This window comes from Okibacterium sp. AC114, from assembly GCF_979253355.1.
In genome coordinates, this window is sequence record NZ_CEEDBR010000001.1 from 173,738 (window position 1) to 186,766 (window position 13,029).

Annotated in this window: 14 protein-coding genes; 8 read left to right on the forward strand and 6 right to left on the reverse strand. The window is 66.5% G+C overall.

Annotation, left to right across the window (positions count from 1 at the left end):
- Positions 1–17 precede the first annotated feature (17 nt).
- From ACZ6IE_RS00870 to ACZ6IE_RS00880, 3 genes are all read right to left on the reverse strand, one after another.
- Complete coding sequence (locus ACZ6IE_RS00870) at positions 18–1,031, reverse strand: amino acid ABC transporter permease (RefSeq protein WP_079726513.1); 1,014 nt, start codon at positions 1,029–1,031, stop codon at positions 18–20.
- Between the two features lie 2 nt (positions 1,032–1,033).
- Positions 1,034–1,930 (reverse strand): ABC transporter substrate-binding protein, encoded by an 897-nt coding sequence (locus ACZ6IE_RS00875; RefSeq protein WP_079726514.1) that lies wholly within the window; start codon positions 1,928–1,930, stop codon positions 1,034–1,036.
- A gap of 83 nt (positions 1,931–2,013) precedes the next feature.
- Positions 2,014–3,726 carry an amidohydrolase gene (locus tag ACZ6IE_RS00880; protein ID WP_464606319.1) on the reverse strand — a complete coding sequence of 571 codons (1,713 nt, stop codon included), beginning with the start codon at positions 3,724–3,726 and terminating at the stop codon, positions 2,014–2,016.
- Positions 3,727–4,394: 668 nt separating this feature from the next.
- Between ACZ6IE_RS00880 and ACZ6IE_RS00885 the strand changes: the two genes are divergently transcribed.
- From ACZ6IE_RS00885 to ACZ6IE_RS00905, 5 genes are all read left to right on the forward strand, one after another.
- Entirely contained in the window at positions 4,395–4,706 is a 312-nt protein-coding gene (locus tag ACZ6IE_RS00885; RefSeq protein WP_464606321.1) for a hypothetical protein, read from the forward strand.
- Positions 4,707–4,792: 86 nt separating this feature from the next.
- Complete coding sequence (locus ACZ6IE_RS00890) at positions 4,793–5,212, forward strand: hypothetical protein (protein WP_464606323.1); 420 nt, start codon at positions 4,793–4,795, stop codon at positions 5,210–5,212.
- Positions 5,213–5,251: 39 nt separating this feature from the next.
- Positions 5,252–6,130, forward strand: a complete 879-nt coding sequence (locus ACZ6IE_RS00895) for a tetratricopeptide repeat protein (RefSeq protein WP_464606325.1) — start codon at positions 5,252–5,254, stop codon at positions 6,128–6,130.
- A 36-nt stretch (positions 6,131–6,166) separates the two neighbouring features.
- Positions 6,167–6,652, forward strand: a complete 486-nt coding sequence (locus tag ACZ6IE_RS00900) for a hypothetical protein (RefSeq protein WP_464606327.1) — start codon at positions 6,167–6,169, stop codon at positions 6,650–6,652.
- Entirely contained in the window at positions 6,649–7,434 is a 786-nt protein-coding gene (locus tag ACZ6IE_RS00905) for a hypothetical protein (protein ID WP_464606329.1), read from the forward strand. Before ACZ6IE_RS00900 ends, ACZ6IE_RS00905 begins: the two co-directional genes overlap by 4 nt.
- A 211-nt stretch (positions 7,435–7,645) precedes the next feature.
- On the opposite strand, the gene ACZ6IE_RS00910 is transcribed toward ACZ6IE_RS00905, so the two are convergent.
- Positions 7,646–8,590, reverse strand: a complete 945-nt coding sequence (locus ACZ6IE_RS00910; protein ID WP_464606331.1) for a GlxA family transcriptional regulator — start codon at positions 8,588–8,590, stop codon at positions 7,646–7,648.
- 177 nt (positions 8,591–8,767) lie between these two features.
- On the opposite strand from ACZ6IE_RS00910, the gene ACZ6IE_RS00915 reads away from it, so the two are divergent.
- Entirely contained in the window at positions 8,768–9,400 is a 633-nt protein-coding gene (locus tag ACZ6IE_RS00915) for an isochorismatase family protein (protein WP_464606333.1), read from the forward strand.
- A 12-nt stretch (positions 9,401–9,412) separates the two neighbouring features.
- Here the strand turns inward: ACZ6IE_RS00915 and ACZ6IE_RS00920 are convergent, their stop codons facing one another.
- Both ACZ6IE_RS00920 and ACZ6IE_RS00925 read right to left on the reverse strand, forming a co-directional pair.
- The gene (locus ACZ6IE_RS00920; protein WP_464606335.1) at positions 9,413–10,312 is read right to left on the reverse strand and encodes an NmrA family NAD(P)-binding protein; all 900 of its coding nucleotides are present in this window, start codon (positions 10,310–10,312) and stop codon (positions 9,413–9,415) included.
- A gap of 8 nt (positions 10,313–10,320) precedes the next feature.
- Positions 10,321–10,938 carry a MarR family winged helix-turn-helix transcriptional regulator gene (locus ACZ6IE_RS00925; protein WP_464606337.1) on the reverse strand — a complete coding sequence of 206 codons (618 nt, stop codon included), beginning with the start codon at positions 10,936–10,938 and terminating at the stop codon, positions 10,321–10,323.
- Between the two features lie 145 nt (positions 10,939–11,083).
- Here ACZ6IE_RS00925 and ACZ6IE_RS00930 point away from each other — a divergent pair, with 145 nt between their 5' ends.
- Entirely contained in the window at positions 11,084–12,334 is a 1,251-nt protein-coding gene (locus ACZ6IE_RS00930; RefSeq protein WP_464606339.1) for a Fic family protein, read from the forward strand.
- A 230-nt stretch (positions 12,335–12,564) separates the two neighbouring features.
- Positions 12,565–13,002: a GNAT family acetyltransferase gene (locus ACZ6IE_RS00935; RefSeq protein ID WP_464606341.1), complete on the forward strand. Its 438-nt coding sequence runs from the start codon at positions 12,565–12,567 to the stop codon at positions 13,000–13,002.
- The last annotated feature ends 27 nt before the right edge of the window (positions 13,003–13,029 follow it).

Consider the following 13,029-nt stretch of genomic DNA (forward strand, 5'->3'; position numbering starts at 1 on the left):
GTGTGCAGTCGTGGCGCTCATGCTGAGCCTCCGTCTCGTTTTCCGCCGGGGATGGTGCTCGTGACGCCGGTGGGCGTGGCGTCGGATCCTTCGGCACCCGGTGTGGCTGCGGCATCCGCACCCGGCCCCACGTCGACGAAACGGGTTCCGCGGGCGAAGCGGCGCTCGAGGAAGTACTGACCGACCATGAGGATGCTGGTGAAGAAGAGGTACCAGATCGACGCGACGATGAGCAGCGGGATCGGGTTGAACGTCTCGGCCGAGATGTCGCGGGTGCGCGTGTAGAGGTCGAGCGAGAACGGCACGGCCGTCACCAGCGACGTGGTCTTGAGCATCGAGATGACCTCGTTGCCCGTCGGCGGGATGATGATGCGCATGGCCTGCGGCAGGATGATGCGGCGCATGGTCTTCGACCAGGACATGCCGAGCGCGGTGGCCGCCTCTGACTGTCCTTCGTCGACCGACAGCAGTCCGGCGCGCACGATCTCGGCCATGTAGGCGGCCTCGTTGAGGGCCAGACCGATGACGGCGAGCCAGAAGAGGCTGATGACATCCTGCGTGGTCCACTCGGCCCACACCACGTCGGTGAACGGGATGCCCACCTGGATCTGCCGGTAGATGGTGGCGATGAGGCCCCAGAACACGAGCTGCACGTAGACGGGTGTGCCGCGGAAGATCCAGAGGTAGATCCACGCGATGCCCTTGAGCACCGGGTTGGGCGACAGGCGCATGACGGCGAGCAGCACGCCCAGCAGGATGGCGATGATCATCGACAGCACGGTCAGCTGGATGGTGACGAACGCCGCCTGCGAGACGCGCACGTCGAAGATGTATTTGCCGACCGCTGGCCAGTCATAGGCGGGGCGGTTGGTGGCGGCATCCCAGATGAACGCCGCGACCACGAGGATCAGGATGACGGCGATGACGTTGCGCAGCGGATGCCGGAGCGGGATGGCCTTGATGGGCTCAGGCTCCGAACCGCCCGCGCTGGGCGCCCGGTCGGGGCGCCCAGCGGTGGTCGTGGAGGTCATTATTACTCCGTGGCTCCGTTGATGTCGATGGCGTCGATGGCGCCCTGGTCGACGCCCCACTTCTTCAAGATCTCGGTGTAGGTGCCGTCGTCCATGAGGGACTGCAGCGAGGCCTTCAGCGCCTCGCCGAGACCGGAGTCCTTGGCGATAGGCATGCCGTAGAGGAACACGGAGTAGACATCGCCCGAGGTTTCGAGCTTGCCGTCGGACTGGGCAACCGCGTACTGCGTGACGGGCGAGTCGGCCGAGAGGGCGTCGGCGCGGCCGAGCGTGACGGCGGCGGTGGCGTCGTCCTGCGTGTCATAACCGAGCAGTTCGATGGCGGGCTTGCCGGCGGCCACGCAGGCTTCGCTCTTCGCGGGGCCGTCGTCGAGGGCCTCGGTGGTGCCGTTCTGCACGGCGAGCTTGAGGCCGCACGCGTTGTCGGGGTCGACGGGCTTGCCCTTGGGTGCGGCCCACTGGATGCCGGCCGTGTAGTAGTCGATCATGTCGACCTGCTGCTGACGCTCGACGGTGTCGAAGAAGGAGGAGACACCGACGTCGTATTTGCCGCCCGTGATGCCGGGGATGATGTTGTCGAACTTGGAGATCGTGTATTCGGTCTTCAGGCCGAGCTTGGCGGCCATGGCGTCGGCCAGCTCGATCTCCCAGCCGGTGGGGTTGCCGTCGGCGTCTTTGAACTCGTTGGGGGCGTAGGTGGCGTCGGTGCCGACGACCAGCTTGCCCGAGGAGGCCACGTCTTCGGGCAGCAGCTTGGCGGCCGCGTCATCCTTTTCGACGGTCACGGCGGCGGCCGAACCCGATGATCCGGGGCTGGGGGTTTCGTTGTTCACACAACCGGTGAGCAGCAGGGCCGCGCTGGCGAGCAGGGCGAGCGGTGCAAGGGATTTCGCTGTCATGTTGGTTCTTTCGTCGGGCCGTGGTGGCGGTGCGGGTGGAACGGGTGAAGCGGTGCGGTGGAGCCGGTGAAGCCGGTGGAGCGTCAGGTTAGCGAAGTCGATGAGGTGAGGTCGAATTCGCGGTCGGGGGCCGGCGCGTCGTAGAGGCGTCGGCCGCGCACCCAGGTCTGGCGGGTGCGGGTCAGGTGGATCTCGTCGGCGTGCGCGGCGAACGGGTCGCGGTCGAGCACGACGAGGTCGGCGGCGAAACCGGGGGCGAGACATCCGGCGTCGTCTTGGCCGTTGAGGTGGGCCGAACCGGAGGTGTAGGCGGCGAGGGCCGTTTCGAGGGTCAACGCCTGCTCGGCGAAGAACGTGCGCGGGTTGAAATCGGGGTCGGATGCGGGCAGCCGCCGGTTCACGGCCACGTGCAACGCCTGCCACGGGTCGGGTGTCGTGACGGGCCAGTCCGAGCCGGCGCCGAGGCGGGCCCCCGCGCGTTCGAGCGCCGCGAACGGGTACTGCCACGCCGCGCGTTCGTCGCCCAGGATCGGCAGGTTGAGGTCGACCATCTGCGGGTCGAAGGTGGCCCACAGCGCCTGCATGTTCACGGCGGCGTCGACCCGGGCGAAGCGCGGCACGTCATCGGGATGCACGATCTGCACGTGCGCGATGTGGTGCCGGTTGCTCTGGCCCCCGTCTGCGCGGCCGTTCTCGGTGCGGGCCGCCTCGAGCGCGTCGAGGGCCTCGCGCACCGCCCGGTCGCCGATCGCGTGGACGTGCACCTGAAAGTCGGCGGCGTCGAGGGCTGTCACGTAGCGCCGCAGGTCGGCGGGGTCGATGTAGGAGTGGCCCGTGCTGGGCGTGCCGCACCGGCATCCCGTCGGGTCGAGGTAGGGGTCGATCATCGCGGCGGTCTGGTTCTCGGGAATGCCGTCTTGCATGACCTTGACGGATGCGGCGCTGAAGCGCGGGTTGCCGTGCAGGGCGGTGCGGCGGGCGACGAGTTCGTCGAGCTGGTCGAGGCCGCGCTCGCGGTCCCACCAGAGGGCGGCCCGCACGGTGGCGGTGAGGTCGCCGTTGTCGGCCGCGCGCCGGTAGACGTCGCCCGTGTCGGTGTGGCTGCCGTAGTTGCCGACGATGGCGTCCTGCCAGCCGGTCACGCCGAGCGAGTGCAGGTAGGCCTGGGCCGAGAGCAGCGCGGCGTATTCGTCGTCGGGGGTGTCGGCGGGCATGAACGGGGTGACGAGTTCTCGGGCGCCCTCCTGCAGCACGCCGTTGGGGCGGCCGTCGGCGAAACGTTCGATGCGGCCGTCGGCGGGGTCGGGCGTGTGCGCGTCGATGCCCGCCAGCTCGAGGGCGCGGCTGTTCACCCAGGCGCCGTGGTGGTCGCGGTTGGCGAGAAAGACGGGTCGGTCGGGCACGGCGTCGTCGAGCGCAGCGAGCGGGGGGATGCCGCCGGGAAAAGCCGCGAGCTGCCACCCGCCGCCGCGAATCCAGGGCTCGTCGGGGTGCGCCACCGCATAGTCGCGAATGATGCTCAAATAGTCATCGGATGTCGCGCCCACCGACAGATCGCAGCGCATGCGTTCGAGCCCGCCCTCGATGGGGTGGATGTGGGCGTCGACGAACCCGGGCTGCAGCAGGCCACCGTCGAGGTCGACGACCTCGGTGTGCGCGTCACGGAGGCTGAGGGCATCCGGGCTGACAGCGACGATCGTCTCGCCCCGCACGGCGACGTCGGTGCCGGGCGCGAGCAGGCGTCGACCGTCGAATACCGTGCCATTGACGAAAATGACGTCGGCGCGTGCTGTCATCTGGTGCCTGTTTCCTGTCACCGCCACGAAGCGGATCACTCCGTTGCGGTTCCCAGATCGTATCCCGGCGACTCTGCCCGGATGGCCTGCGTAATCAAGTATTTACATTATCCCTACGGGCTGCCCGGCAGGGCCGGGCGAGCCGTTTCCCCTTCGGGGTGTGTCCGGGTTGCGGCCGCGGGTCCTAGATTTACCTCTTGTGCGTGTGTACGCGCCGGCCGATTGGCCAACACAGTTGGGGAAAGGGCTCAGGCAATGAAGGCGGAGGACGCTCAGGCAGTTCTCGAGGGGCTACGTCCGCGACTCTCGGAATGTGTTGCATTCGTCGGTATGCAAGACTCGCGCGCATATATGCGGGTCGAGGATCGGGAAGATCCCGACCGATGGGCGGCGGTGTACACGCCTGGTCAGGGTTACTTCAGCGTCCAAACGGAGACGATGCTCACGTGGGACTATGTCGACGACGACGCATCCGACGAGGAGGTCCATGCTGCGCTCTCCCGGCTCGTTTCTCTGGCGGTGTCATATGTCTTGGGCCAGGGCGAAGAGATGCGGTCTCGGCGACTTGGTTTCCCATCATTACGCCTGCACGACGACGAAGGGACGGTAACGCTGAAATTGCCGATGCAGGAGGGCCTCTCTTTCGTTCTGAGGCGGTTCCGGCGCTCATGAACAGGAACACGGCGTCGCGGTGGCTCGCTCGGATTGCGCTGGCGATTTTGGCGTGTGCAACGCTTGCGCAGATGTGGCTCGTCGTTGAGGTGACCGTCTGGCATCTGTCGAATGCGTCCGCCGTTCCGGTGGAAGTCGACGAGATGCTTGGTCTATTTGCTCCCGCCCTCGTGGGTGCGGTGGTGATCGGTTATCTCGGGACAGTTATCGCTATCCTGCGCCGCCGCGCTCTGGTCTACGTCCTCCCCGTTCCACTGGTCATGTTCGCCGTTTTGTGTACAGTCCTGCTGCAAGGCGGCGGTTTCTAGGCAGCCCAAGTCGGATCGGCTGGTTCGAGGGTGTTTCCCCTTCTGGGGTGTGTGTGCGGCCCGCCGCGGCCCCCTAGATTTGGCTCATGTGGATTCAGGGGGACGGGACGTTCGGCATGGTCGCGCGCCTCGACCCCGAATCCCTGCTCGACCTCGAACTGCGCGTGAGAATCGACCGCCTGTCCGATCGCGAGAAGGTCGAGCTGATCGATGCGCTCGGCGCCTACGAGGATGCCCTCGGGGAAGAGCTGCAGGGCCGCAGGGATGAGCTCGCCAACGCAGTCGTCAACGAACCGTTTCGTCATCTCGACATCCCGGACGAATACATCCTGCGCAACGATCGTTCCGAGGATGACCTCTACACGGTGCTGCGGGAACAGGTCGCGCAGACGACGCCCCGCTGGCAGCTGGAACAGATTTACGCACCCATCGCCTACCTGTATGGCTCCGGGCCCGGCCCCCGCAAGATGAAGCGCATCCGCAAGAGACTGGAGCGGTCGCGGTGATTTCATACCCGCAGATGTGTGTGAGCGATTGGATAAACAGTGAACGATCTCAGTGAAAGCTCTCCCGTAAAGAACGAATACTTGGATGTCGAGAAGTCGACAGCCTTGCGCGAGGCCGCGTCCGACTTCATCCTGGCCGAGGACTATGCGAGCGCGGTCCCGCCTCTTCGTGAGCTTGTGAAGCTGGGGGCGGCCGAGACGAACGACCTCGTGTGGCTCGCGAATGTGTTGAAAGAGCTCGACCAGAATGAGGAGGCCGTTCGGTGGTTCTCCGAGGTCATCGATTCTCGCCCCGATCAACTGGTCGCCCGCGGGCTCTGCTTCGAGGCGTTAGGCGACGGCGAAGCGGCGCGGACCGACTACGAGAAGGCTTTGCTTCTCGACCCGGATGACGTGGTGGCTCTCGTGAATCTAGGAACTCTCGCGTTGACGGAGGGCGATTTGGATGAGGCCGAGCAACTTCTTCGCCGCGGTGTCGTCCTCGACCCGACCGTCAACTGGCAGCTCAGCGACGTGTTCGAGGCTCGAGGCGACGAGGCCGCCGCTCGTCGCACGTTGCAGGTCGCTCTAGAGGCCGGTGAGCGCAAAGCGAACTATGAGCTGGGGATACTCGCGGTCGGCGACGGTGACGAAGCGGTCGCCGAACACCATCTGCGTGAGGCGTTGGATGCTGGAGGTACGTCGATGGCGCGGCGCTCGCTCGCCATCCTTCTGCTCAAGCAAGGGCGAATCGACGAGGCTCGCGACCTTGCTCAGGAGGGCGTGGACGCGGGCGACCGCTGGAGCCATGCGCCTCTCGGCCTCGCCCTGTCGTTGCAGGGGCAGGATGATGAGGCGCAGAAGAACTTTGCCCTCGCCGAGTCCAAGGGCGACGACGACTTCGCAGAGGAGTATGACGCGTGGCCCTTCGACTCCTAGTCCCTTCGGTACCAGCCGGCCGACGGATGACTTCACGTGGAAAGCGCAGCCATGCGAACCGCCGTCGATAAGCGGTTCGTAAGGGTCTTCGGCACCGAGCGTGTTGCTCTCGGCGTAGCCGGGGCCACGTGGGGCCTGGCCGGGATCGTTGCGGCGATCGTCGGACCGTTGCATGATGACGCGGCGAATCGTCTGGGTCAGATCTTCTTCGGCGCGGCAGCTGCGTACTTCGTCGGGCGAGCAATGTTCATGGGGTTCTACACATCCGCTTCGTCGCTGAAGATCGTCTCGTGGTTTCGCACGTACGTGATCGCTCGAGATGATGTTCGGCGCATAAATCACGAGGCGTACGACGGCGTTGCTACTCGTGGCGCCGAATTCGGGTTGGTCAGAGTCGCTGTCATCAACTTGCGCTCGGGAGCCTCACGCACCTTCCGGGGTGTGCCCCTGAGCCGTCGTCGAGCGCGGCGAGTCGCTCGGGAGATCACGGCTTGGTCCTGCCATGTTGGGCAGGGGCAATGATCAGACGGATCTTCGGTTCTAGGAACGGGGCGCGCGAACCGGCGAATTTGCTGCGTTCTCTGGGCGACGCCAAGGATGACTTCGCCGGGTTGGTGCTTGGTTACTCGCGGACCGGACCCTTCGTCGGCAACTTCCTGATGGGCGTCGACTTCAGCCAGTTAGATTTGGCCGAGTTTCCGGACGACGCGTTTAGTTGGACGTGGTTCTGCCAACCGCCGCCCGCCGGGGAAGTTCCTCCGGCGTTCTCAGCCACGGATGAGATCGAGTTCGCGGAAACCCGTGTCGACATGGTCGAGATCGTTCGCTCGTGGTCGCCTGTGTGGGCGCCGACAGGGCTCATCGCCCGTGCCGCTCCGCTTTTGTTCGACGAGTTCCATTGGAACGAGGGCTCACTGTCGTTGCGAGAAGAGGCGCTCGCAACACATCCGATCAAGCTGCGAACTCGGGCATCTTTGAGAGCGGTCGCCCACGTCCTGGGAAGTAGTGGAGTTGAGCGATGCTCGGTTGGCGACATGCAACGGCAACTTCAGGACGTCGGGTTCACGCTCCGACTGGTTCCTGCCGCGGGAGTGATCTCCTACGAGTACGTTGCACCAAACGTTGAGAGCGAGCATCCGGTGGGAGAGATCGATGACCCCGTGATGCTGCGTAAGGCTCTCGGTAAGCTGCAGGACGACCTTCTCTGGAGTGGTTACCGCCTGGCGCTCACTAGAAGCGAAGCGCTGCCCATCAGCGATCTCGCTCCCTCAGACCCGTGGCTCGAATTCGGGGCGTGGCAGTAGCCGATGCAGAAGCCGAACGCTGTCAATATTTCTCATGACGTCAGGGTGACTCGCGCCGTCTTGGCGGCCATCGGGACCATAGGGGCTATCGGCCTGACCGCTGGGGCAATCTGCTACTACGTGATGTGAACTTCAGGGCAGCAGTTTCATCCGGGCTATGGATGGCCACAGCCCGTAGTGCAGCGACACGCTATCCCCGAAGAGATCCCCCTCACGCGGTCGTGAAGCGGGCGCGGTAGCGCGAGGGGGTGGTGCCGAACTCGGCGAGGAAGAGTTGGCGAAAGGTGACGGCGCTGCCGAAGCCGCAGTCGCGGGCGATGTGTTCGATGGGCAGGGTGCCCGTTTCGAGCAGACGGCGGGCCTCGTCGAGGCGGCGGGCACGCACCCAGGCGGCGGGCGTGGTGCCGGTGCCCGCGCGGAACGCCCGGATGAAGGTGCGGCGGCTCTGGTGGGCGCGGGCCGCGAGCGTTTCGATGGTTAGAGGCTCGGCGAGGTGCGCGAGGGCCCAGTCCAGCACGGTGGCGATCGCGTCGTCGGAACGGTCGTGCGCGATGGGCCGCTCGATGTACTGCGCCTGACCGCCCTCCCGGTGCGGCGCGATGACGAGGTTGCGGGCGACCTGATTCGCGGCATCCGCACCGAGGCGTGTGCGCACGACGTGGAGGCAGGCGTCGAGACCCGAGGCGGTGCCCGCCGACGTGAGGATGTCTCCGTGATCGATGTAGAGCACGCCCTCGTCGAGCGCGATATCGGGGTGCAGGCTCGTGAGCAGGCCGAACTCGCGCCAGTGCGTAACGGCGCTGCGGCCCGCGAGCAGACCGGCCTCGGCGAGGGGGAACGTTCCGAGGCACAACCCGGCAATTGGGGCGCGGCGGGCGGATGCGTCGGCGAGAACTCGCTGCAGCGCGGGAGTGGATGGCCGGCCGTCGTCGTGCCAGGACGGGACCACGACGAGATCGGCGTCGGCCGCGGCTTCGGGGCCTTCCACGCCGCCAATGGTGAGCCCCTCGGCGCTGCGCACGGAACCGGGGTGGTCGGAGAAGACGACGGTTGTCCAGTCGGCGAGGCCCAGTCGGCGCACCTCGTCGAAGACCATCTGGGGCACCGAGAGGTGGAACAGGGTGATGTCGTCGAACGCGTAGATGGCGATGCGCATGCTGTACTCCGTTCGTGAGGACGGTTCGCGGCGAGTGACCGCGGTGGCCCGAATCCATTGTAAGGAGGCATGCGTGCCACTCACGCGGGGGAGTGCGGCCGGGCGACGATAGTGAGGTGCCGTTGCCGCGGCGAGAGAACCGTGGCTCCGGCATCCCGACAACTTGGAGGAAACCTCATGACGAACCCGCACCGCGCCCTGATCCTGATCGATGTTCAGCAGCAATACTTCGATGGAACCCTCGAGATCCACTACCCGCCGCACACCGACTCGCTGCCGCGCATTCTCGCGGCCATCGATGCGGCCGAGGCCTCGGGCATCCCCATCGTCGCCTTCCAGCACAGCGCCGGCGAGGGTGCACCCCTCTTCGCACCCGGCACGCCCGAGTTCGAGCTGCACCCCGAGATCGAGGCGCGCGCCACTGACGAGTGGACGCGCATCACCAAGTCCTACAGCTCCGTCTATGCCGGCACGGGCCTGGCCGAGTGGCTGCGCGAACGCGACCTCGACACCGTGACGCTCGTCGGCTACATGACCAACAACTGCGTCCTGGCGTCGTCGGTCGAGGCCGAGTTCCTGGGCTTCACTACAGAAGTTCTCTCGGATGCCACGGGCGCCATCAACATCGCCAACTCGGCGGGTTTCGCCAGCGCCCAGACCGTGCACACCACGCTCATGGCTCTGCTCAACTCCAACCTCGCCACCGTCGCGACGACCGAAGCGTGGACGGCGGCGCTCGCCGACGGCCTGCCCCTCGAAGCGAGCAACCTCATCGAGTCGGCGACGACGGGCGCGAGCCGCGCGGCGTAGTTGCTCCCGAACCTAGCGAGCCAGGCGCGCCTTCAGGACATCCTGGACGGTCGTCCACTCGTGCGCGCCGTAGCGGTCGTTGTCGACGTGGTGCAGCTGCGCCTGCCCGCTGAACATGCTCACGAAGTACTGCATGCCCTGCCAGGCGGGGAAGGGTTCGTCCGACGGGCGCGAGGCCAGCTTCATAGCCTTGCTCATGGCCAGCAGGGTTCCGGCGGTTCCGGCCCACTGCAGCTTGAAGGGCGTGCCCGTCAGCCGCGTCATGGTGCGGGCGACCTCGCGGGCCGACACCTGCGAACCGGCGACCTCGACCACGCGCGGGGCGTTGTCGTCGAGCGCGGCAAGAGCCGTCACGCGGGCGGCGTCATCCTTGGTCGTGAAGTCGAGGATCTGGTCAGCGGATGACCAGAACAGCACGCGCTTGCGGTCCCACAAGATCATGGGCGCGTCGCCCGCGAGCAGGTCGGTGAACATGCCGTTGAGAATCGAGGTGGCCTGCACGGGTGCCGCGTCGACGTCGGCCGCGAACTCGCGCCGCAGCTCGAAGTTGCGGTTGCTGTCGGGCGCGATGCGGCGGTAGTCGGCCGAGTAGTCCGACGGGATGAATCGGGGCACGCCGGCCGCTACGGTCGCCTTCAGGAGGGCGCGCTGGGCGTCGACGATCACGGAACGGAGGCCGTTCACGGCCGACACGACGACATCCACGCCCGTCATCGCCTGGGTCAGCGCGGCGTGGTCGGTGTAGGCGGCGGTGGCGATCTCGATGCGCTCTTCGTGGCCGAAGAGCGTGGTGGCGGTCTGGCTGCCGGGGCGGGTGAGCACGCGCAGCTGCACGTCGTGCGTCAGCAGCTCGCGCACGATGCGCTGGCCGAGGTCGCCGGTGGCGCCCGCGAGGAGGATTGTGCTGGTCATGGGTGGTCTCAATCTGTTGGGGTCTGGGGCGCTGTTCTGCGGGACCGTTCGGGCGCGGCGCGGGGATGCTCGAAGGGGGGCTGGATATCGGGTCGGGGCTCGGCGTCGGCTTGGGTTTGCGTGGGCGTCGGTTCGTCGATCGCGCAGGTCGCCATGTCAGCGGTGCCGAGCGCCACGCGGGCGAGAAGCTGGCGCAGGGTCGTCTGTTCGTCGTCGCTGAGGTGGCGCATGAGCACGCCCTCGACTTCGCGCAGGGCGATGCGGGCCTTCGCGAGCAGGGATCGGCCGGCCCGGGTGGGAAGGACCTGCCGGACGCGGCGATCGGACGGGTCGGGGCGGCGCTCGACGAAACCGCCGGTCTCGAGGGCGTCGATGACGTAGGTCATCTGGGTCTTGTCGATGCCGAGGCGCTGGGCGAGCGCGAGCTGCGATGAGGGCTGCTCGGTCGTCACGGCGACGAGCACCTGGTAGCCGCGCGGCCCGCCGGGCACATCGGCAACGGCTCCCGTCGCCGAGCGCGAGAACCCCTGATACATGGCGGGCAGCGCCCAGCCGAGCTCGGTTTCGATGCCGCCGGCGCCCCAGTCGATCTCGGGCACGGAGGTGAGGGTCGGTGAAGCATCCATAGTGAGATCGTATGCCGAAAAGATCGTCTCAGCTAAAGACGATTTACCCTTGACAGGAGCCCCGCAGGCTGCTGAGGCCGCAAAAGTGTAAGCAGGATTTGCGCTTACTAACACTTTCTCGACTAAACGTTAGTAAGGTGAACTCATGCCAACGTTTTCGAACGAGGCGGACAACGTGCACCAGCCGCACGTGGTCGTGCCGCCGATCACGTTCGACGACCGCGAATGGCGACCCGTCGACTCCGGCCGGCACTCCCGTCGAGAACTGAGACGTCAGACTGGGCCGTACAAATCAGCGGTGCCCGCCGTTCTCGCGGACTGGCAGCCCGAAGTCGAGGGCGGGCTCAGCGCCGACGTCGACGAGGCAAGCCGAGCGCTCGCCGAGTTCGACTCGTTCGCGGCGCTCACGCTGGGTTCGGACAATCCCGCCATCGCTCCGATGTCCGCGATTCTTCTCCGCACCGAGAGCGCGTCGAGTTCGCAGATCGAAAACCTGACGACGAGCGCCAAGCAGCTCGCCCTCGCCGAGATCGACGAGAGCGAAAAAGCGAACGCCATGACGGTGATCGGCAATGTGCGCGCCACGGAGGCGGCGATCCGCCTCTCCCGCACGATCGACGGGAGCACGGTGCTCGCGATGCACCGCGAGCTCCTCCGGCACCAACTCGGCTTCGAGGAGCACGCCGGGGTCCTCCGCGACGAACTCGTGTGGATCGGCGACGGCAACGCGGGCCCACGCGAAGCCCAGTTCGTTGCGCCGCATCACGAGCGCATCGAGCCGGCTCTGGCTGACCTCATCCGGTTCATCGCGCGCGACGACGTGCCCGCGCTGGTGCAGGTCGCGGTCGCGCACGCTCAGTTCGAAACCATCCACCCGTTCGTCGACGGCAACGGGCGCACCGGGCGAGCGCTAGCCCAAGCGATGCTGCGCAATAAAGGGGTCGTGTCACACACCACGATTCCCCTCTCCGCCGGCCTCCTCGTCGACACGCAAACCTACTTCGACGCCCTCAACGCCTATCGGGCAGGGGATACTGCCCCCATCGTGAGCCGGTTCGCCGAGGCGGCACTCTTCGCCGCGGCCTCCGGCAGAACGCTCGTGCAACGTCTGGCCGCCCAGCTCGACGATTCACGCGAACGGATGTCTGGAGTGCGCGCCCATGCCGTCGCGTGGAAAGCGCTGCCCCTCCTCATCGGCCAACCGGTCGTCAACGCCAAATACCTGAAGGCCCAGCTCGGCCTCAACGACGTCACCGTGCAGCGCGCACTCGAACTGCTCACCGAACGCGGCGTCCTCGTCGAACGCACGGGCCTGCGCCGCAACCGCGTCTGGCAGCACCCGGGCATCCTCTCCGTTCTCGACGATTTCGCCGCCGACATCCGCTGCGCCCGCTAGGTATCGGGGCGGCGACTTAGCCGGTGTGGCGAGATGTCCTGTCCCGAGTCGATGGCACGAACGCTGCCAAAAGGTAGACCAAACCGGACGCCTGCAATATTGTTCTGACGTGCGTTGCAGTAGCGACGTGAAGTGAACTCGGCAGCCCTCCGGACGGTGGGTGAGCCGAGTTTCGCGCTTAACGCCGTCCCTGAGCTGGACATGAGTCTGAGCGCTGAGAAGATGAGTGGATGTCTGAGAGAAGCTCCGCAGCCGCCGTCACGATTCGCCCGCTGGGGCTCGAGCAGAGTGCGGCGGCGACGCGGTTGTGGGAGGAGGCCGGGCTGACGCGGCTGTGGAATCCGCCCGCCGAAGATTTTGCGCGCGCGGTGGGTGGTGCGACATCCGCTGTTTTGGGGGCCTTCGACGGTGACGAGCTGGTGGGCACCGCGATGGTCGGGTATGACGGTCACCGTGGCTGGATCTACTACCTCGCCGTGGCCGAAACGCGGCGGGGGAGCGGGCTCGGGCGGCAGCTGAACGAGGCCGCTGAAGAGTGGATGCGTGAGCGCGGCGTTCCCAAGGTGCAACTCATGGTGCGCTCGACCAACGCGGGTGTCGTCGACTTCTACGAGCGTCTCGGCTACGAGGACGGCGAGGTCGTCGTCCTCGGAAAGTGGTTGCGCTAAGGCTGCGGTCGCATCGCCAGGGTGTGC